21 protein-coding genes, 1 tRNA gene and 1 riboswitch are annotated in these 17,709 nt (G+C 69.3%); of the genes, 20 read left to right on the top strand and 2 right to left on the bottom strand.

Annotated features, from left to right (window positions below; all coding sequences use genetic code 11):
• The first annotated feature begins 9 nt into the window (after positions 1-9).
• The 14 genes from IEW13_RS05845 to IEW13_RS05780 all read left to right on the top strand — a co-directional run bounded on the left by IEW13_RS05845 (position 10) and on the right by IEW13_RS05780 (position 9,795).
• Positions 10-1,110 carry a Gp37-like protein gene (locus IEW13_RS05845; RefSeq protein WP_188550003.1) on the top strand — a complete coding sequence of 367 codons (1,101 nt, stop codon included), beginning with the start codon at positions 10-12 and terminating at the stop codon, positions 1,108-1,110.
• Between the two features lie 7 nt (positions 1,111-1,117).
• Positions 1,118-2,170 carry a hypothetical protein gene (locus tag IEW13_RS05840; RefSeq protein ID WP_188550002.1) on the top strand — a complete coding sequence of 351 codons (1,053 nt, stop codon included), beginning with the start codon at positions 1,118-1,120 and terminating at the stop codon, positions 2,168-2,170.
• An 8-nt stretch (positions 2,171-2,178) separates the two neighbouring features.
• Entirely contained in the window at positions 2,179-2,655 is a 477-nt protein-coding gene (locus IEW13_RS05835; RefSeq protein ID WP_188550001.1) for a hypothetical protein, read from the top strand.
• The gene (locus IEW13_RS05830; RefSeq protein ID WP_188550000.1) at positions 2,652-3,002 is read left to right on the top strand and encodes a hypothetical protein; all 351 of its coding nucleotides are present in this window, start codon (positions 2,652-2,654) and stop codon (positions 3,000-3,002) included. Before IEW13_RS05835 ends, IEW13_RS05830 begins: the two co-directional genes overlap by 4 nt.
• A 70-nt stretch (positions 3,003-3,072) precedes the next feature.
• Positions 3,073-4,071: an N-acetylmuramoyl-L-alanine amidase gene (locus IEW13_RS05825; RefSeq protein WP_188549999.1), complete on the top strand. Its 999-nt coding sequence runs from the start codon at positions 3,073-3,075 to the stop codon at positions 4,069-4,071.
• A complete protein-coding gene (locus IEW13_RS05820) occupies positions 4,071-4,478 on the top strand; it encodes a holin (RefSeq protein WP_188549998.1) in 408 nt (135 codons plus the stop codon). Before IEW13_RS05825 ends, IEW13_RS05820 begins: the two co-directional genes overlap by 1 nt.
• Positions 4,479-4,489: 11 nt before the next feature.
• Entirely contained in the window at positions 4,490-5,152 is a 663-nt protein-coding gene (locus IEW13_RS05815) for a carbohydrate-binding protein (RefSeq protein WP_188549997.1), read from the top strand.
• A gap of 3 nt (positions 5,153-5,155) precedes the next feature.
• Positions 5,156-5,974: a hypothetical protein gene (locus tag IEW13_RS05810; protein WP_188549996.1), complete on the top strand. Its 819-nt coding sequence runs from the start codon at positions 5,156-5,158 to the stop codon at positions 5,972-5,974.
• Between the two features lie 101 nt (positions 5,975-6,075).
• Entirely contained in the window at positions 6,076-6,591 is a 516-nt protein-coding gene (locus IEW13_RS05805; RefSeq protein WP_188549995.1) for a hypothetical protein, read from the top strand.
• On the top strand, positions 6,588-6,938 hold the full coding sequence (locus tag IEW13_RS05800) for a hypothetical protein (RefSeq protein ID WP_188549994.1): 351 nt from the start codon (positions 6,588-6,590) through the stop codon (positions 6,936-6,938). The genes IEW13_RS05805 and IEW13_RS05800 overlap by 4 nt, the downstream gene beginning before the upstream one ends.
• Positions 6,939-7,619: 681 nt before the next feature.
• Complete coding sequence (locus tag IEW13_RS05795) at positions 7,620-7,928, top strand: SOS response-associated peptidase family protein (RefSeq protein WP_188550161.1); 309 nt, start codon at positions 7,620-7,622, stop codon at positions 7,926-7,928.
• A gap of 343 nt (positions 7,929-8,271) precedes the next feature.
• Positions 8,272-8,353 (top strand) — tRNA-Tyr (locus tag IEW13_RS05790).
• A 317-nt stretch (positions 8,354-8,670) separates the two neighbouring features.
• Positions 8,671-9,123 (top strand): YbjQ family protein, encoded by a 453-nt coding sequence (locus IEW13_RS05785; RefSeq protein WP_188549993.1) that lies wholly within the window; start codon positions 8,671-8,673, stop codon positions 9,121-9,123.
• 180 nt (positions 9,124-9,303) lie between these two features.
• Positions 9,304-9,795, top strand: coding sequence for a YajQ family cyclic di-GMP-binding protein (locus IEW13_RS05780; protein WP_188549992.1), 492 nt, complete (start codon positions 9,304-9,306; stop codon positions 9,793-9,795).
• Between the two features lie 86 nt (positions 9,796-9,881).
• Here the strand turns inward: IEW13_RS05780 and IEW13_RS05775 are convergent, their stop codons facing one another.
• Both IEW13_RS05775 and IEW13_RS05770 read right to left on the bottom strand, forming a co-directional pair.
• Positions 9,882-10,301: an ImmA/IrrE family metallo-endopeptidase gene (locus IEW13_RS05775; protein ID WP_188549991.1), complete on the bottom strand. Its 420-nt coding sequence runs from the start codon at positions 10,299-10,301 to the stop codon at positions 9,882-9,884.
• Between the two features lie 46 nt (positions 10,302-10,347).
• Positions 10,348-10,845 carry a hypothetical protein gene (locus IEW13_RS05770; RefSeq protein WP_188549990.1) on the bottom strand — a complete coding sequence of 166 codons (498 nt, stop codon included), beginning with the start codon at positions 10,843-10,845 and terminating at the stop codon, positions 10,348-10,350.
• A 256-nt stretch (positions 10,846-11,101) separates the two neighbouring features.
• Here IEW13_RS05770 and IEW13_RS05765 point away from each other — a divergent pair, with 256 nt between their 5' ends.
• The 6 genes from IEW13_RS05765 (at position 11,102) to thiD (ending at position 17,707) form a co-directional block, all read left to right on the top strand.
• Positions 11,102-11,464, top strand: coding sequence for a helix-turn-helix domain-containing protein (locus tag IEW13_RS05765; RefSeq protein ID WP_188549989.1), 363 nt, complete (start codon positions 11,102-11,104; stop codon positions 11,462-11,464).
• A 217-nt stretch (positions 11,465-11,681) separates the two neighbouring features.
• Positions 11,682-13,202: an IMP dehydrogenase gene (gene guaB, locus IEW13_RS05760; protein WP_268235172.1), complete on the top strand. Its 1,521-nt coding sequence runs from the start codon at positions 11,682-11,684 to the stop codon at positions 13,200-13,202.
• A 48-nt stretch (positions 13,203-13,250) separates the two neighbouring features.
• Complete coding sequence (locus IEW13_RS05755) at positions 13,251-14,027, top strand: lytic transglycosylase domain-containing protein (RefSeq protein WP_188549987.1); 777 nt, start codon at positions 13,251-13,253, stop codon at positions 14,025-14,027.
• Positions 14,028-14,297: 270 nt separating this feature from the next.
• Positions 14,298-14,396: riboswitch (TPP riboswitch) on the top strand.
• Between the two features lie 16 nt (positions 14,397-14,412).
• Complete coding sequence (gene thiM / locus IEW13_RS05750; RefSeq protein WP_229744956.1) at positions 14,413-15,279, top strand: hydroxyethylthiazole kinase; 867 nt, start codon at positions 14,413-14,415, stop codon at positions 15,277-15,279.
• Complete coding sequence (gene thiE, locus IEW13_RS05745; protein ID WP_188549985.1) at positions 15,276-16,016, top strand: thiamine phosphate synthase; 741 nt, start codon at positions 15,276-15,278, stop codon at positions 16,014-16,016. The genes thiM and thiE overlap by 4 nt, the downstream gene beginning before the upstream one ends.
• Positions 16,013-17,707 carry a bifunctional hydroxymethylpyrimidine kinase/phosphomethylpyrimidine kinase gene (gene thiD / locus IEW13_RS05740; protein WP_188549984.1) on the top strand — a complete coding sequence of 565 codons (1,695 nt, stop codon included), beginning with the start codon at positions 16,013-16,015 and terminating at the stop codon, positions 17,705-17,707. Before thiE ends, thiD begins: the two co-directional genes overlap by 4 nt.
• The last annotated feature ends 2 nt before the right edge of the window (positions 17,708-17,709 follow it).

Raw genomic sequence — 17,709 nt, 5'->3', positions numbered from 1 at the left:
CGCATCCTCATGCGAGACCCCACCCTGCAGACCCGCGGGCCCCTCCCGTACACGGAGGCCCGGGTGGTGATGCGCTGCAACGGCGTCCACGCCTGGGAGGTCACGGTGAACGCCAACTCCCGGCAGTGGGAACGGTGGCGGGACGGGTGGGGCATCGTCCTCATCGAGGACGGTGTCCTCCTGTCCGGACCCGCTCATGAGATCACCTACCATGCGGACGGAAGGTCGAAGTCACGCACAGTGACCCTCAGAGGGCTCTCGGAGATGCGCCACCTTGAAGGATCCCTGGTCATCCCCGACCCGCAGAGCCCGACGGGACAGGGCGCGGCGTGGACCGCGAACGGCCCCGCCGAGACGGTTCTTCACCGGCTGGTGCGGGAGCAGATCGGCCCGGACGCGCCCGACTTTTACCGGGTGCCGGGACTGGTGATGGAGCCTGACCGTGGCCGCGGCGAACCAGTCTCAATGTCAGCCAGGTTCACGAACCTCCTTGATGAGGTCCAGGAGCAGCTCACCGCTGGTGGTCTGGTGATGGACATCGTCCAGGACGGCCGCCAGCTCGTCACGAGGTTCCGCGCTCCGAAGGACCTCACGCGGCGGGTGAAGCTCAGCCGCGTGAACGGCGGGGTGGGGGAGTACACCCTCACCCGGACAGCGCCGACCGTCACTGAAGCTATCGCCGGTGGGCAGGGCGAAGGGTCCGCCCGTGTCCTCTACCGGCAGGCCGTCGATCCGGGCCCGTGGGGACTCAGGACGACTGTCTTCTTGGACCGGGGATCGTCGTCCCGCAGTGAAGAACTCCAGCAGGCAGTCCGCACCGCCCTGGAAGAAGGCCAAGAGACCGCGTCGGTCACGTTCGAAGCGCGGTCCCTCCCGCACCGTCGGTTTGGCAGGGACTTCCACCTGGGGGATCGGATCACCGTCGACCTGGACCATCCCGTCACCGAGCCGGTGCAGATCGCCGAGCTGCATTGGGATCACACGGGCCGCACCGAGAAACTCCAGGTCGGTCCCGTCGCTGACGAAACCCAGCTGAACCAGGCGTCCGGCCGGCTCGTGGAATGGGCGCGGGCCGCGTCGAAGCAACTTCGCGAGCTGCAGACCCGATAGGAGCACCATGGCAACGCTTGAAGAACTCCAGCAGGAGATCGCGGACCTCAGGTCGCTGATCACTGTCCAGTCTCAGCCCCAGACCGGCCCGGAGTACTCCTACCCGGTGGTGGGCCGGCCAGTGAACGACGAGATGTGGCAGTCCGTCAACCTCGGGGATTTCGGCATCCTAGAGCAGGGCGGCTTCCCATACAGGCTGACAGACCTGTCGAACGTCACGAACACCGGCCGTCTTGCTGTCTCGTCCACCACGGGCGACGCGCGGGCCCGGATCATGGGCTTCTACCACCGCATGACCGAGAGCATGACACTCGACTTCCCGCCGGTGGCATCCACCACCACCTACCGGGTCTGCCTGGAGTACAACCCCCTTTTCGATGACCAGAACATCGGTCCGATCCAGGTCCGGAACTACACGAACGAGTACCCGACCGGGCAGGGCCGTATTCACCTCCCGCTGTGGGATGTGGTGCGCCGCCCCAACCAGCTTCTGACTGATGCTGAGGTCATCGAGATCCGCCCGAAATACGTACCGACGCTCTCCATCGCTTCGAAGGAATTCCTGGACCGGCTTCCCTTGCGGCACATGCTATGGGGGACGGAAGTTCTGCTCCACCGTACAGGAGAAAAATTCCGCGCCTGGGGGTCCGACCCGAACGGTCACCCGGACCAGTGGGTGCCAGTCGATCCCTCCCCGTGGCTGCCCATCCGCCTGCAGTCGGGGATCTTCCACCCGGGGTTCGGCGCCCCGCCGACCCAGCAGCGTCACTCTTGGGGGTGGGAGCTTCGCGGTGTCATTCGCCGAGGCTCCCCGGAGAATACCCAGGCCTTCCAGGGCGGCACGTCGTACACCATCGGGTACATCCGAGGAGTCGGAGACAACCCGCCGTACCAGTACGGACTCCCTGTGCCGCGATTGACGTATGTCTCCCGATATTCCGGGCAGGTGGGCCTCGGAGACGGCACCATCCTGATCGAGCCTGAGGGCAGGATTGTCGCCACTCCGGGGCGGAGCGTGACCACTCTTGCTCTCGATGGCATCCGCGCCTACATCCAGTGAGGAAACCCATGACTCACAAAGACCCCGTGCCGCTTCACCGGTACCTCACCGCACGCTTCCGCCTCGAATCCTCCGGCGACCGCCTCGCGCTTACGGTCCTCGTGATCCTCGCTGTCGCGGGGATCGTCAAGGGCATCGACCGGGCGTTCTCGGAGCCGTCGAGCTCGGACCTCATGTACGTGGTGGAGATGCTCGGCTCGCACGTGTGGGGATGGGCACACGCGATCGCGAGTCTTCTGATCCTCGTCGCTGTGGCTACTCGGTGGCTGGCCGGGATGATCGCCGCGACGGCCGCCGCTGCGGCCGTGTGGGCGGCGTACGCCACAGCCATGACGCAAGGGGTCGCTACCGCGTTCATCGCCGGTGATCTGCGGGGCGTACGTTTTGCTGCTGCGCCGCTGGAGACTGCGGCGCTGATGCTGGTGATGCTGGCTGCACTGCTGGCTCAGCATCGCCGTCTCGTGAAGGACGGGGGTGCCCGATGACGATGCCCACGATCCCCGAGGGAACGCACCCGCTCATTTCCGGTATCGCGCTGCTGGCTCTGGTGGTGGTGTGGGCGTACCAGGCGCATCAGCGTGGTCTACGAGAGCGGGTGGAGCGGGCAGAGCGCCGTGCTGACCAGGCGGAGGAGGAACGGGACGCCGAACTGGCGAAGCTCAAGGACCAGGTGTCGAAGCTCCGTTCCGAGCTGCACGACCTCAACGCGAAGTTCACCAACGAGGTCACACGTTTGCAGCGGCTTCTCCTGGAAGAACAGCAGCAGAAGTTCCGCCTCCAGGGTCTCCTCGCCTCGCACGGCATCCCATACGACTCTGAACAGGCGCCGTAAATCATTCCAGGAAATATACCGATGAGCCCCTCACCAGGGGCTTTTTTCATGCCCCGGAAGGGACTCGCCCATGCCCTATCTGACTGACCTCGTCACCATCGCCCGACGCACCGGGTACCCCGTGCGGGAAGTCCAGGGGTGGCGGACCCGTGGCCGCTCCGCGATGTCCGCCACCTCCAGCCTGATGGTGCACCACACCGCCTCGGCCGCCGGCCGTAACGCGCCCAGCCTGAACGTGGTGACTCACGGCCGCGTCGGCCTGCCGGGCCCGCTGTGCCACTACCTCCTGGCCCGGGACGGCACGATCTACGTCGTCGCCGCCGGCCGCGCCAACCACGCCGGCACGGTCTCCGCCACCCGGTACACAAACCCGCGCTCTATCGGGATCGAGGCGGAGAACAACGGCGTCGGCGAGCCGTGGACCGCCCAGCAGATGGACGCCTACGCCAAGCTGTGCCGCGCCATCGCCGACCACTACCGGATCCCCATCGGCGACGTCGTCGGCCACAAGGAAGCCGCCAGGCCCCTCGGCCGGAAGATCGACCCGACGTTCTCCATGCCGGCGTTCCGCGACCGTGTCCGCACCATCAGCCTCACCACACCCAACCCCAGCACACCTGCCAAACCGAAGGGACTGTTCGGAATGACTGTCATCGCCACAGGCCGCAACACCACCGAGCGCACCATCAACCCCGGAGAAGAAGCCCGCATCGCCGTCGGCGAGTACTTCTCCATGTGCACCCTCACCCGAGGCTCCACCGTCCGCCCGACGGTGAACCTCGGCATTGTCGGCGCCCACGAGGAGGACCGCCTAATGGTCCGCGCCGTCATCGTGGACTACCTCCCGAACGGCACACCTCAGGACCGCATCGTCGGGAACTTCTACCCGGCCGACGTCAAAGGCACCACCGACGGATCCTGGACAGACCACGTCTACGTCGGCCAGCCCTACCACGTCACCCAGACACCCCGGTCCGGTGGCAGCCTGCGCCTGCAGCTCCTCGCCCGGAACCGCGGCCAGAACCCCATCACCATCCGCACGACCGACTACACCGTGGAGAGCGACTGATGAGCGTATACGCCAGCAAGGAATTCTGGACTGCCACCGCCGAGCGGGCGATCAAGACCGCCGCGCAGACGGCTATCGCCCTGATCGGCACCGATCAAGTGGGCATCCTCGACCTTGACTGGAGCCAGATCTGCTCGGTGGTCGCCACGGCCGTGGTCCTGTCTTTCTTGACCTCAGTGGGATCGGGGGCTAACGGCACCGGTCCGTCTCTGGTCAAGGCCGAGACCGTCTCCCCAGAGGTTGTGGGCGACTGGTCCGGCGCCGACCAAGACACCGTCATCGACGACCGCGCCGACGAGCCCATGGACACCCGCACCGACGTCCAGCACGACGCTGACGCCCTCGCGGGCCTGGCCGACGAGGCCGACCGGGACGGTGTCGTGGTCGACGGTGAGAACCACGCCTGAAGGAGGCCACCATGGATCTGGAGAACGCGACGCCGGCGGAGCTGGAAGAGATCTCTGACGCTGCCGGGCGTGAGCTCGCCCGCCGGCAGACTGTCCTCGCGGTGCAGCGCGAGGTGCGGGCTGTGCTGCAGGGCGCCCGAGACCATGGAGCGATCAGCACGCCGGCACCGGGCGCCCAGTGGGTGCAGCCGGCCGGGGCGCATGACGCGTACCTGGCCGGGGACGAGGTCACTCACGAGGGCCGCCGGTGGGTGTCGATGGCCGACGCCAATGTCTGGGAGCCCGGAGTAAGTGGCTGGCGGCCGCTGGCTGAGGACGGCTCGTATGGTGAGTGGGTGCAGCCGGCCAGGGCGCATGACGCGTACCGGGATGGGGACGTGGTCCTCTATGACGGCCGCGTCTACCGGTCCCTCATCGATGGGAACGCGTGGAGCCCGGATGTGTATCCGGGCGGGTGGCTGCTTATCACTGAGCACGACGACGCCGCCGGTGAGGACGACGACCACCAGGAGCCGGATCCCGGTCCGCTGACGTGGGAGCCAGGGCGGGCCTACTCCATAGGGGAGCTGGTCGTCTACTCGGGGGTCGTGTACCGGGTGGTGCAGGCGCACCAGTCGGCTGAGCATTGGCTGCCGCCGGAGCAGCCGGCGCTCTACCAGCCAGTAGAGGAGTAGCGCATGGACGCCGTGCAGTACCGCACTGTGGCCGGGACGTTCACCGCCCGTGTCCCGGATGGGTCGGACCACGACTACAACCCGGACAGGGTCACGATGGAGGGCCGGGTGGTGTTCGAGCCGGTCCTGGCGCATCCAGACCGGCCGATTCCGTACTCCGTGGTTCCGGAGATGATTCTGCCTCGCCCGATCCGCGCTGAGATCGTGGACGGTGAGCTGATGGTGTTCGTCGCCCGGGACGATGAGACCGTAGCCCAGCCGGTCCGGTTGATGGTGTCGATGGACGACCGGGGCGCGTACCCGTGGCACTGGCGGATGCGGTACCTCGAACTCACCCTCGCCGGAGAAGAACTCGCCCCGCCGGCCATGGAGTTTCACCTGCCCCCGGGCCCGGGGGTCTTTCGCCTGGAGGAGGCAGCACCAATGACCACACGCACGTCTAGCCCGGTCCTGCGGGGCCCGCAGGGCCCACAGGGTGACCTAGCTGACCATTACAGTCTCGGTGACCGCGCCGGCGCCCTCGACCTCGGGGAGTTTTCCCTCTCGACGGTGGTGCGGCTTACCGCTGTCGGGGATCTGACGGTGGAGGATCTACCGCAGACTCTCGGGAAGGCTGGCACGTGCACGCTCTTCATCGCTCAGGGCGGCACGGGCGGCCACACCCTCACTGTGCGGGGTGCCCGCACCCCGTACGGCACGCCGGTGCCGTTGTCGTCCACACCGGGCGCGATCGACATGGTGCATCTGCTGCACTCGGGCCAGGATTGGTTCGTGACGGTGGGCGCGCCGGATGCTCGTGTGCCGGCGGGGTGGCAGCCGTGAGAGCCGCCGTCACGGACCGTAGGTTGGAAGCAATCGCGGGGCCGCCGGCCGCGTCCCTGTCAGGCGCAGGAACGGCCCGGTTCAGCGACGCTGCGCCGGCGATGTCGGGCACCCTCATCATCGTCGGCACGTCACCTCGCCCGTCGGATGACTACATCAGCTTCGCCGGGCTCGGGACCGGGTCAGTCGCAGAGCGCATCGCGTCGATCTCCGCCCACGCCGAGGGCCACTCGTATGCGCGGTTCGACCAGGGCGAACCCAACGAGGGCACCTCGACACCGGGAACAGTGCACCTGCACCCGCCGCTGGGTCGTGGCCTGGACGTCCTCGCCGTGGTCCTCGACAACAACACCGGCCAGGGGTCGTTCCGGTCCGTGCACGGTGAGCACAGATCACGGGCGGTGACACCGGGGACGAAGACATTCGACGGGCTGATGCACACCACGCGCCCGTACTGGACACCGATCGTCGCGCACGTGTGGCCCCGCGCGCTCGCGGATGCGGAGGTTCTGATGGTGATGGGCTGGCTGGTAAGACGGTACGGTCTCGAAAACAGCGGGGGGGGGGGTAGGCCCAAACAGCCTTCCCGTCGTGCTGGGCTGGGGTTGGCGGCATGAGAGCGACGGTAGTCGACGGCCGCGCCGGCCGTGCCATCCCCACCCGGTACGGGTTCGGGTCCGACGCCAGTGGCCAGCAGCTAATTGGTCCGGATCGGAACTGGCTGACCTGGTCGATACCCGTCGCACCAGGCCGCACGTACCGGATCGTCCGGGAGTCCCGCACGGTTCGGTTCCGTTACGGGTACACGGCCGATCCTCCGGGTCCCTTCCTGCCGCTGGTGGATTACTGGAGCGGCGACAGCGCGATGGAGGCCACCACGACCGCCCCGGAGGGTGTGGCGTGGCTCCACGTGTACGTCGCGAACGACGGCGCCGGCACTCTGATCCGGGTGTACGAGTCCTAGGCGGTGTCCGGTGAGGGCCGCGGTGGCGCACGCCGCCCGTGTCCCTGCCGGCGTGGACCTCGCTCCGCCGGTCCGCTGGTGGTCGTATTCCGGTGGAGCCTATTGGGATCCGGAAGAGCGCTGCGCGGTCCTCCCAGCGGTCGGGGCGCGGATAGAAACCCGCGTCCGGGTGGATTCACCCGCCGCGATCGCGTGGACGGTCGACGCGAAAGCGCCAGAGCCAACGGGGTGGCTCGTGTCGCTCGACTACCTCGGCCCGGACATGCTGCGCCTCGGTGGTAATGGGCAGACCAGGGAGTTCGTTGAGGTGGATTGGAGAGTGTCGTCGGGGAGTGTCTCGGCGAGTGCCGCGAATCGGATGGCCGAGGCTGTGTGGTGTCGGTTCGTCGTGCAGGTGTCGTCGCTTTATTCGATGCCTGGTGTGCGGTATCGGAGTGTGGAGGTCTCGGTGCGCCGGTGACCAGTAGGGGAGCGCCCCCGTCTTGAGTGTGATGCTCAGGCGGGGGCGCTTTCGTCGTCTCTGGGTGTGGCGTATCCTGCTGCTGTGCTCCCCGCCTCTTGGCGGGGGTGATCCGCTAGTGGACGAACCCTGAAAATGGTCCCCGCCGTACGCGGGGTTTTGGCGGCCCCGACTCCGGTCGGGGACGACCTCCCGCGCCACCTCCCCGTCACGGCGAGGGCATCCTGTCGGCTGCTGGCCTGTACACGGTCACCGACGAGGGTGTCTCATGCACGATCATCACCACCACCTCACACGACGCGGCAGGCCAGGTGCATGATCGGATGCCAGCGTTCCTCACCGAGGATCTCGCGGCGGACTGGCTCACCCCTGGCCCGGTCGAGGGTGAGGAGTGGGCGCGGCTGCTGGCTGATAGCGCTGAGCGGGTCGCTGACGGGCTGGAGGTGTACGAGGTGGACCGGAAAGTGAATAGCACCCGCAGCGCGCGGTGGGATGATCCGACGCTGATCGAGCCGGCGTCGAATGCTTGACCATGAAGCGGGGCGGTCGTAGCCTCGTGGCACGCGCCGAGGATGGGGATCCTCGCGCCGGCCGGTGGGGACCGGCCAAACGGGGGAGAGGCCGTCCTTTCGGGGACGGCCTCTTTTTGTGTTCGGGGCAAGGCGCCGCCATCTCTTATACATCGGAAACCCCCTGAATCATCCCTGCTGATGGGGTCGCGACCGGCTGTTCTGGAGGTCTCCTCGGGGCCAGTTTGACCGGGATTCTAGGGACGTGCGAGTATATCCAGGTGCGAGCGGGGTTCTGGTCGCTCGTACTCGTGAGGTCGCGGGATCGAGCCCCGCCTCCGCTACGGACACTCTCGGGTGTCACGGCAGGTTGCCCGAGCGGCCAAAGGGAGCTGACTGTAAATCAGCCGGCATTGCCTACACAGGTTCGAATCCTGTACCTGCCACAGCAAGATGAAACCCCCGCCATCCCGCGGAAACACTGGGATCGGCGGGGGTTTCGCGTACCTATGGCTCAGGTCCTGTCCATTTCTGCCATTTTGGGCGGTGAGCTCAGCGTTTCGTCACCGCGTCAGGGGGATACCGGGGTCGGCGCGTCCCCCGTGTCGCATCTGCCCGTCCCGGGCTGCCGGACCGTGCAGGTGAACACTCCGCGGACGTGCGCGTGGCCCGCCTGGTCGCGGAAGGGCGCCGGGTTGCGGCGTGCCGAAGATGCCACATCGGCGACGCCGAGCGCGACGGCAACCGGGCTTATGATCGCTTCATGATCGTCGTCACCACCGATTCCGTTCCCGGTTACCGCACCGACGCCATCTTCGGCGAGGTGACGGGACTGACCGTCCGCGCCCGCAGCGCCTTGGCCAACTGGACCGCCGGCTGGCGTTCGATAGGCGGCGGTGAGATCACCGAGTTCACGCAGGCGCTTCAGGAATCCCGACAGGAGGCCATCGCCCGGATGGTCTCCGACGCGCAGGCACGGGGCGGGAACGCCGTGCTGGGCATGCGCTTCGAGACCTCCGAGATCGGGCAGCAGTGGGTGCAGCTCTGCGCCTATGGCACCGCCGCCGTGGTCCTGCCGATCCCTGCCGGGCAGCCCGGTGCCACCGGCCAGTCGGGGCAGATGGCGGCGCAGGGACAGCCGCCCCGGCCCGCGCCCGCCCCACCGATCGACTTCCAGCCGCATCGGCAGCATCCGCCGCATCCGCCGCAGCGCTGACCTGCGCGGGAGCATCGCCCCGTCTCGCGGGTGCCGGGGAGCGCCCGGCTTCGGCGCATGGCCGCTGCGACGCGTCCATCAGGACGACCGCCGCGCTCCGGGCGCCGGTGTCCTGGCATGCCGGCCGCCGTAGACTGTCGGGGATACAGACACCTCCCGACACGAGCGAAGGAGCATGCCATGGCCAGCGATTCCAGCTTCGACATCGTCAGCAAGGTCGACCGCCAGGAAGCCGACAACGCCCTCAACCAGGCCGCCAAGGAAGTGGCCTCGCGGTATGACTTCCGGGGCACCGGCGCCTCGATCGAGTGGAGCGGCGAGAAGATCCTGATCAAGGCCAACGCCGAGGAACGCGCCAAAGCGGTGCTCGACGTCTTCCAGACCAAGCTGGTCAAGCGGGGCATCTCGCTGAAGTCCCTCGACCACGGTGAGCCCTATCCCTCCGGCAAGGAGTTCCGCATCGAGGGATCGCTCAAGGAGGGCATCGACAAGGAGAACGCCAAGAAGATCTCCAAGATCATCCGGGACGAAGGACCCAAGGGCGTCAAGGCCCAGATCCAGGGCGACGAGCTGCGGGTCTCTTCCAAGCAGCGCGACGACCTCCAGGCGGTCATCGCCCTGCTCAAGGGCAAGGACCTGGAGGTCGACCTGCAGTTCGTCAACTACCGCTAGCGTGCGGTCCCGCGCGGCGTCCCGGCGCCGTGCGGCCGGTCGCACCACCCGCAGGCCCGGTCTTCAGGCCCTGGCGGCGGCCCGCCTCATCCGTGGTGCCAGGCGCCGTCGGCGACGCGGTCCAGCTGCGCCCGCTCGGCCGGGGACAGCGCGGCGAGGCGGTCGGCCAGGACCGCCCGGGTGACCCACAGCTCCCGTGCCAGCTCGGCGTCCGTGCCGGCCCACCGGGCCGCGTCCAGCAGCTGTGGCAGGCTCACCAGCCGCAGGGCGGTCAGCCGGCGGACCTCCGCTTCCGTGCGCGGGTCCACGCAGCCGCGGTGTCCCAGCCGCAGATGAGTGAGCTCATGCGCCAGGGTGCAGCGGCGCTCCACCTGCCGTAGGTCCTTTCGCAGGTAGATGATCGAGACGCCATCGGTCGCGCCGAGCACGCCGGGCGGCAGATCGTCCCGCCAGGAGACGACCACGCCGTCGAGAGCGGCGAGTTCGCGCCAGGGATTGTGCTGCATGCCGGCATACTAACGAGGCGGACGGACAGCGAGCCGGGTCTGCCGCTCAGCGGGCCTCCGGCTCCTCCCGCGGCGACGTGTCCGCGGCGAGTTCCTCCAGCGCCTGCGCCGGAGCGGAGTCGGCGCGCTCCTGCAGGCGAGTGGCTTCGGCCAGGGCTTCCGGTTCGTCCGGCCGCCAGTCCTTTGCGGCGCTGCGGCGCATCTGCTCCAGCAGCGTGGCGACCAGGAACCTGTCCCGGGCGCTGAGGGTGGTGTCGGCGGCCAGGACCTCCATCACCTCGGCGGGACGGTCCAGCCGCAGCTCGATGCCCATGCTTTCCAGCGCGGCCTCGGCGACAAGACGCTCGGGAACATTCAGGGCGTATGCCAGCGTGCGGATGGTGCGGGCCTTGATCGAGGTGACCGGCTTGTTCTTCAGATCGCCCACGCGGGTCTTGCTCAAGGGATGGGCGGGCGCACTACGCTCGGCGAGGTCGCGGTCGCTCCACCCTTGAGCCTCCTGCACCTGCGTGATCAGGCGCCCCAGTGGATGTTTGTCCGTCACGATCCGTTCCTCTGCACGATCGCACTCGCGCCGCGCGCATTCCGTGAGGGAAACGGCGCGATGACCGAATGCCTGGGCACTGGTGGCCGGTTCGGTTTGGGATAGCGAAGTCCCACGCCAGAACCTTGCGACCTCACTTTACTAGAGACGCAGTGGGCACTTCCGTGTCCACAGTGTCCTGAAAAATGGGCCTAATCGACCCGAAAAATGGGTAGAGTTGGGAAAAAGCCCTCTCGCACCATCGAGGACGGTTGGAATGCACGTGCGTGATCCGAAGAAGTTGGCCCGGCTGATGATCCTGCAGGACGTCTCCCAGCGTGAGCTCGCAGCGGCTGCGGGCTGGAAGACGCACAGTTACCTCGGCAGGCTGCTGCGAGGGGAGGCGAAGGCGATCAGTCCCGGGCCGGCGCAACGCATCGCCGACTACCTCGAAGTCGGCGTGGAAGACCTCTTCACCGGGCCCGTGACGATCCCGGCGGCAGGCCGGCCGGAGCGGAACTCCGGCCGGGCCCGGGGGCCCGCGGTGCAGGAAGCACCCGAAGCGATCCCGGACGGCTCCGCCGGCGGGGCGCGGCACCTCGCCGGCGATGCCGCTGGCATGCCTGCGGCGCATCGCTGAACCGGTCTGACCCGAGGGCGGGGCCCGGCGACGATGCCGCGGCCCGATGCGGTGCTGCCGGTGCGTAGAGCTGAGTGTGATCTGGCCCATGGGGATGTGGTCTCCGGCGGGGTGCGGGAATAGATAGCATGGTGTCAAGCGCTGCCGGGATGGCATGCCGGCGAGATCAGCCGCCCACCTGAAGCCATCCGCCGCACGATCCAAAGGGAGAGACCTCGTGTCAGACGCCACCCATGCGGGCAATGATCCATTCGGCCTGATCGGCCTGACCTACGACGATGTCCTGCTGATGCCCGGGGCCACCGATGTGATCCCCTCCGATGCGGACACTTCTACGCGGCTGACCAGGAACATCACCATCAATGCCCCCGTGGTCTCCGCTGCCATGGACACCGTGACGGAGGCGCCCATGGCGATCGCGCTTGCCCGCCTGGGCGGCATCGGCATCCTGCACCGCAACCTGTCCATCGAGGATCAGGCCAAGCAGGTCGATCAGGTCAAGCGCTCCGAGTCCGGGATGATCACCGATCCAGTCACCATCTCTCCCGACGCCACCATCCAGGACCTCGACGATCTGTGTGCGCACTACCGGATCTCCGGGCTGCCGGTCGTGGACGAGGACGGCACCCTGGTGGGCATCATCACCAACCGCGACATCCGCTTCGTCCCGGGCGAGGAGTTCGCCACCACCAAGGTGCACGAGAAGATGACGCCGCAGCCCCTCGTGACGGCACGCGAGGGCATCACCCGTGACGAGGTGATCGCGCTGTTCAGCAAGCACCGCGTGGAGAAGCTCCCGCTGGTGGACGACGCCGGCCGGCTGACCGGGCTCATCACCATCAAGGACTTCGACAAGGCCGACAAGTACCCGCAGGCGACCAAGGACGAGGAGGGCCGCCTCCGCGTCGGTGCCGCCGTGGGCTTCTTCGGTGAGGGTTTCGAGCGTGCCATGACGCTCATCGACGCCGGCGTGGACGTGCTGGTGGTGGACACCGCCAACGGGCACACCCGTGGCGTGCTCGACATGATCGCCAAGGTCAAGGCTGAGCCCCGCGCCAGGGGAGTCGACGTCATCGGCGGTCAGGCCGCCACCCGCGAGGGCGCGCAGGCCATCATCGACGCCGGTGCGGATGCGGTCAAGGTCGGCGTCGGCCCGGGCTCCATCTGCACCACCCGCGTCGTCGCCGGCGTGGGCGTCCCGCAGATCACCGCCATCCACGAGTCCGCGAAGGCTGCGATCCCTGCCGGCGTGCCGGTGATCGCCGATGGCGGGCTCCAGCACTCCGGCGACATCGGCAAGGCCCTGGTCGCCGGCGCGGACTCCGTCATGCTCGGCTCGCTCCTGGCCGGCGCCGCCGAGTCCCCGGGCGATCTGGTCTTCTACCAGGGCAAGCAGTTCAAGGCCTACCGCGGGATGGGCTCGCTGGGTGCCATGCAGACCCGCGGCAAGAACACCTCCTACTCCAAGGACAGGTACTTCCAGGCCGACGTGCCCGACGACGAGAAGCTCATCCCCGAGGGCATCGAGGGCCAGGTGCCCTACCGCGGACCGCTCTCGGCCGTCGTGCACCAGCTGACCGGCGGCCTGCGTCAGACGATGTTCTACGTCGGCGCGCACACCATCCCGGAGCTGAAGGCCAAGGGCAAGTTCGTCCGCATCACCTCCGCGGGCCTGAAGGAGTCCCACCCGCACGACATCATGATGACCGTGGAGGCGCCCAATTACCGGCCCCGGTGAGCCCGGCGTCGCCTCAACCGCCGCGGCCGCGCTGAGCAGCCACGGCCGATGAGCCGCGGACGGGTCGCGGGCCTGGTCACCGCCCTGCTGCTGGTCGCGGCGAGCTTCCTGGCGCTGGTCTTCGCCCTCGGCGTGGTGGCCTCCCGCTATCTGGGATCCCCGGCCCAGGACGGCCAGGCGCAGGCACCCCGGATCGTCGACGAGGCCCCTCCCGTGCTGGTGGCCGGCGAGGAAAGCTCCGGCGTTCCCGACGCCGGGGACTCCGGTTCCGAGCTGAGCGCGTGGCGGGAAGAGACCGCGCAGCTGCTGGGCATCCCCGAGCGGGTGCTGCGCGCCTACCTCGACGCCTCCGCCTGGGCGGCCGAGGAGTTCCCGGAATGCCGCCTAGGATGGAACACCCTCGCCGGGATCGGTGCCGTCGAATCGCATCACGGCACCCTTGGCGGCGCGTCCATCGACGAGGACGGCTTCGTCGTCGGGGAGATCATCGGCCCGGCGCTCGACGGCAGCGGTGATTTCGCCCTCGTGGAGGACACCGACGGCGGCGAGCTGGACGGCGATCCGGTCTACGACCGCGCGGTGGGACCCATGCAGTTCCTGCCCGAGACCTTCTCCCGGTACGGCGTGGACGGCAACGGCGACGGCCGCGCCGATCCGAACCAGATCGACGATGCCGCCCACTCCGCGGCGAACTACCTGTGCGCCGCGGACCGCGATCTGAGCACGGACGAGGGATGGCAGCGGGCGATCCTGGCCTACAACGCCTCCTATGACTACGTCGGACGGGTGCACGCCGAGGCCGCCCGCATCGCCGAAGCCGTCTGACTCCCGGTGCTGCTCTCGCGGGACCCCGAGCGTGAGGGCGGGATCGTTCCTCTGCCGGGCCTTTCTGCACGGCGCGTCCGTACCTCGTCGCTCTTCCGTACTTCGCCGCTTCTACGTCGTCGTTGCGCTCTTACGTCGTCACTCTCCAGGCCCGGGCGGCGACGATGTACTGGCGCGGCGACGACGTAAGACGACGACATAGGCGGGCCCCGCGCACCGGAAGCCGGTAAGGCCCGGCGTCAGGGGACCGGCGTCCCTTGATACGCTGGTGCGCACGACACGGGGTGCCGGTGACGACGCCGGCTGAGAACACACCCGTTGAACCTGATCTAGTCAGTACTAGCGGAGGGAATGTCAGTTGCGCCCCTTGATCGCGCCTGCTCTGGTGAAACAGCACCAGCCACTCATCCAGTTCATCACCAACACGGTGGTCCAGCAGTTCAGCGCCAATGTCGCGCTTGCCCTAGGCGCCAGCCCCGCCATGGTCGATCACGACCTCGATGCCGCCGACTTCGCCCGGGTGGCCTCCGGTCTCGTGGTCAACTTCGGCACCCCCAGCCAGCGTCAGTACGACGCAGCGGCCGCCGCCGTCCCGGTCGCGGCTGCCGCCGGGAAGCCCTGGGTGCTGGATCCGGTCGGCATGGGCATCCCGTACCGCACCGGCCAGATCACCCGGACAGCCGCCGCCGGGCCGTCCGTCGTGCGGGGTAACGCCTCCGAGATCGCCGCGCTCGCCGGGCAGGGTTCCGGCGGCAGGGGAGTGGAGTCCACCGACGAGGTCGACGCGGTCATCGACGCCGCGATCGTCCTCGCCCTGCGCACCGGCGGGGTCGTCGCGATCTCCGGGGCGAAGGACGTCGTCGTGAGGGTCGAGGGCGAGGAAGCGCGGCTCACCAGCATCACCGGCGGGCATCCGAGCATGCCGCTCGTCATCGGCACCGGCTGCGCGCTCGGCGGGGCGGTCGCCGCCTATGCCGCCGCCGCTCTCGCCGGCGGTGAGGAGCCCGGTCCCGCCACCCTGGCCCGGTCCGCCGCCGGGGCTCACGCGCACTTCGCCGCCGCGGGGGCGCTGGCCGGCCGCGTCGACGCTCGCCCCGGCAGCTTCGCGGTGGCGTTCCTGGACGCCCTGTGGGAACTCTCCGACGCCGATGCCGCCCGGATCGTCTCCCTCGTCGACCTCGCCGAGGAGACCCGCCCGGTCACCGGCGAGGCCCGCGCCGCGGCCGCGGCCGGCGGTGAGGTGCGGGCATGACCGGGCGTCTGCGACGCGCCGGGGCAGGTATCGACACCCGGCTCTACTTCATCACCGACACCGCCCAGTGCGCCCACGCCGGCCGTACGGTGGCCGAGACCGCCGCGGCGGCGGTCCGCGGCGGCGCCGGCATCGTCCAGGTCCGGGACAAGACCGCCGACGACGGCGCCTTCGAGCGGCTGGCACGCGAGGTCGCCGCCGCGCTGGAGACCGTCGCCGCCGAACACGGCAGGCGCGCCCTGCTGGTGATCAACGACCGGGTGACGGTGGCGGCACGGCTCCGCGCGGAGGGCATCGACGCTCACCTGCACATCGGGCAGGACGACGCCGCCCTGAGCGAGGCCCGCGCCCTGCTGGGAGACGACGCCGTCATCGGCGTCTCCACCGGCACCCCGGCGGAGATCCGCGCCGCCGAGGACAGCGGCGAAGCCGATCTCCTGGGCATCGGCCCGGTGTGGAGCACCAGCACCAAACCGGACGCGCCGGCCGGGATCGGCGTCGACGGCCTGGCCGGCCTGCTCGAGCACACCCGGCTGCCGGCCTTCGCCATCGGCGGCGTCGACACCTCCGGCGCGGGGGAGGTCGGCGCGCTCGCCGCCCGCAGCGGCCGCCCGGCCGGCATCTGCGTCGTCTCGGCGATCTGCCTGAGCGACGATCCCGAACGCGCCGCGGCCAGACTGCACCGCGCCTTCACCGCGCCCGCCGGAACCCGTGACGACAAGGAGCCTCAGCCATGACCCGGCCCCCCGTAGCCCTCACCATCGCCGGCACCGACCCCAGCGGCGGCGCCGGCATCCAGGCGGACCTGAAGGCATTCACCGCCCGCCGCGCCTATGGCACCAGCGTGCTGACCGCCCTGGTGGCGCAGAACACCCACGGGGTGGAGCGCATCTACCCCCTGGAGACCGGGTTCGTCGCCGATCAGCTCGAGTCCGTGCTCAGCGACCTGCCGGTGGACGCCGCCAAGACCGGGATGCTCTTCAACGCCGGCATCGTCGAGCTGGTCGCCGCGCAATCGGCCCGGCTCGGCTTCCTCGTGGTCGACCCGGTGATGGTCTCCACCTCCGGGCACCCGCTCCTGGAGGAGGACGCCGTGGCGGCGATGCGCGAGCGTCTCCTCCCGGTCGCAGACCTGGTCACCCCCAATCTGCCCGAGGCCGCCCTCCTGCTCGGGGAGGACGAGCCGGCCGCGGCCGATCCGGCGGCCATGCGCGCCCAGGCCCGCCGGCTGCTGGACCGGGGACCCGCTGCCGTCCTGCTCAAGGGCGGCCACCTCGACTCCGGCGAGCTGGTCGACGTCCTGGCGGTGCGGGACGAGAGCGCCGGTGGCGTCCGGATCGAGGAGTTCCCCGGCCGCCGCGTCGACACCCCGCACACCCACGGCACCGGGTGCACGCTCTCCGCCGCCATCGTCGCGGAGATCGCCCGCAGCCGGCAGGAGGGCGAGGCGATCGACGCCGATGGCATCGTCCGGGCCGTCCGCGCGGCGCTGGGCTACCTGTCCCGGGCGCTGCGCTCGGGCGCGGCCTGGCAGCTGAGCCTCCGGCCGGAGGGCTCGCATGGCCCCGTCGACCACCTGGTGGATCTCACCACGACTCCCGGTGCGGCCAGTGCCGACGCCGCCGCCGTGCAGGAAGCCGCTGACGCCGCCGTGCAGGAAGCTGCTGACGCCGCCGTGCGGGAAGCCGCGGACGAGCCGCGCGGCCCCGAGCTCGCCGGCCCCACCAGCCGGTGGGCCGCCGGAGAACACTCCCAGGCCGCCTGGGACGCCGGCGCGGACTACCGCCGGCAGACCGATGAGCTGCCCTTCCTGCGGGAACTGGCGGGCGGCACCCTGGACCGCCTCTCCTTCGTCAACTACATCGTCCAGGACGAGCACTACCTGCTCGGCTACGCCCGCGCGATGTCCCTGCTGGCCGCCCGGACCGGCAGCACCGAGGAGGCGCGGTTCTGGGCCGGCAACGCCGCCGAGGCGATCGCCGAGGAACAGCGCATGCACGCGAACCTGCTGGCAGACTCGGCGTTCGCCGCCGCGATGCAGCAGCTGGAGGACCGCGGCCTGACCGCGCCATCGCCCACCACCGAGGGGTACACCTCCTGGCTGGTCTCTCAGGCCGCCGTCGCCGAATACGAGGTCGCCGTCGCCGCCGTGCTGCCGTGCTTCTGGATCTACGCGCAGCTGGGCAAGGATCTCAAGGCGCGGCTCGGCGAGACCGGTCTGGAGGGACACCCCTACCGCGAATGGATCGCCGCCTACGGCGCACCGGAGTTCGACGAGGCGGTCCGCCAGGCGGTGGGCATCTTCGAGCGCAGCGCCGCATCGGCGCCAGCACCGGTACGTGAGCGGATGATCGCCGCCTTCACCCAGGCCTGCCGCTACGAGCGTGACTTCTTCGATCACGCCCACCGGCTGCGCACCTGGGAATGAGC

Origin of the sequence: Sediminivirga luteola (assembly GCF_014639315.1) — a bacterium.
Taxonomy (GTDB): Bacteria; Actinomycetota; Actinomycetes; order Actinomycetales; family Brevibacteriaceae; genus Sediminivirga; species Sediminivirga luteola.
This window is presented reverse-complemented; position numbering and strand designations above follow the sequence as displayed.

Bases quoted from the DNA above. Each gene is read 5' to 3' on its own strand.
- IEW13_RS05835 (WP_188550001.1), top strand. From the start codon at position 2,179: ATGACTCACAAAGACCCCGTGCCGCTTCACCGGTACCTCACCGCACGC.
- IEW13_RS05820 (WP_188549998.1), top strand. From the start codon at position 4,071: ATGAGCGTATACGCCAGCAAGGAATTCTGGACTGCCACCGCCGAGCGG.
- IEW13_RS05785 (WP_188549993.1), top strand. From the start codon at position 8,671: ATGATCGTCGTCACCACCGATTCCGTTCCCGGTTACCGCACCGACGCC.
- IEW13_RS05845 (WP_188550003.1), top strand. From the start codon at position 10: ATGCGAGACCCCACCCTGCAGACCCGCGGGCCCCTCCCGTACACGGAG.
- IEW13_RS05765 (WP_188549989.1), top strand. From the start codon at position 11,102: ATGCACGTGCGTGATCCGAAGAAGTTGGCCCGGCTGATGATCCTGCAG.
- IEW13_RS05815 (WP_188549997.1), top strand. From the start codon at position 4,490: ATGGATCTGGAGAACGCGACGCCGGCGGAGCTGGAAGAGATCTCTGAC.
- IEW13_RS05800 (WP_188549994.1), top strand. From the start codon at position 6,588: ATGAGAGCGACGGTAGTCGACGGCCGCGCCGGCCGTGCCATCCCCACC.
- thiE (WP_188549985.1), top strand. From the start codon at position 15,276: ATGACCGGGCGTCTGCGACGCGCCGGGGCAGGTATCGACACCCGGCTC.
- thiD (WP_188549984.1), top strand. From the start codon at position 16,013: ATGACCCGGCCCCCCGTAGCCCTCACCATCGCCGGCACCGACCCCAGC.
- IEW13_RS05805 (WP_188549995.1), top strand. From the start codon at position 6,076: ATGTCGGGCACCCTCATCATCGTCGGCACGTCACCTCGCCCGTCGGAT.
- IEW13_RS05780 (WP_188549992.1), top strand. From the start codon at position 9,304: ATGGCCAGCGATTCCAGCTTCGACATCGTCAGCAAGGTCGACCGCCAG.
- IEW13_RS05755 (WP_188549987.1), top strand. From the start codon at position 13,251: ATGAGCCGCGGACGGGTCGCGGGCCTGGTCACCGCCCTGCTGCTGGTC.
- IEW13_RS05810 (WP_188549996.1), top strand. From the start codon at position 5,156: ATGGACGCCGTGCAGTACCGCACTGTGGCCGGGACGTTCACCGCCCGT.
- IEW13_RS05775 (WP_188549991.1), bottom strand. From the start codon at position 10,301: ATGCAGCACAATCCCTGGCGCGAACTCGCCGCTCTCGACGGCGTGGTC.
- IEW13_RS05840 (WP_188550002.1), top strand. From the start codon at position 1,118: ATGGCAACGCTTGAAGAACTCCAGCAGGAGATCGCGGACCTCAGGTCG.
- IEW13_RS05825 (WP_188549999.1), top strand. From the start codon at position 3,073: ATGCCCTATCTGACTGACCTCGTCACCATCGCCCGACGCACCGGGTAC.
- IEW13_RS05830 (WP_188550000.1), top strand. From the start codon at position 2,652: ATGACGATGCCCACGATCCCCGAGGGAACGCACCCGCTCATTTCCGGT.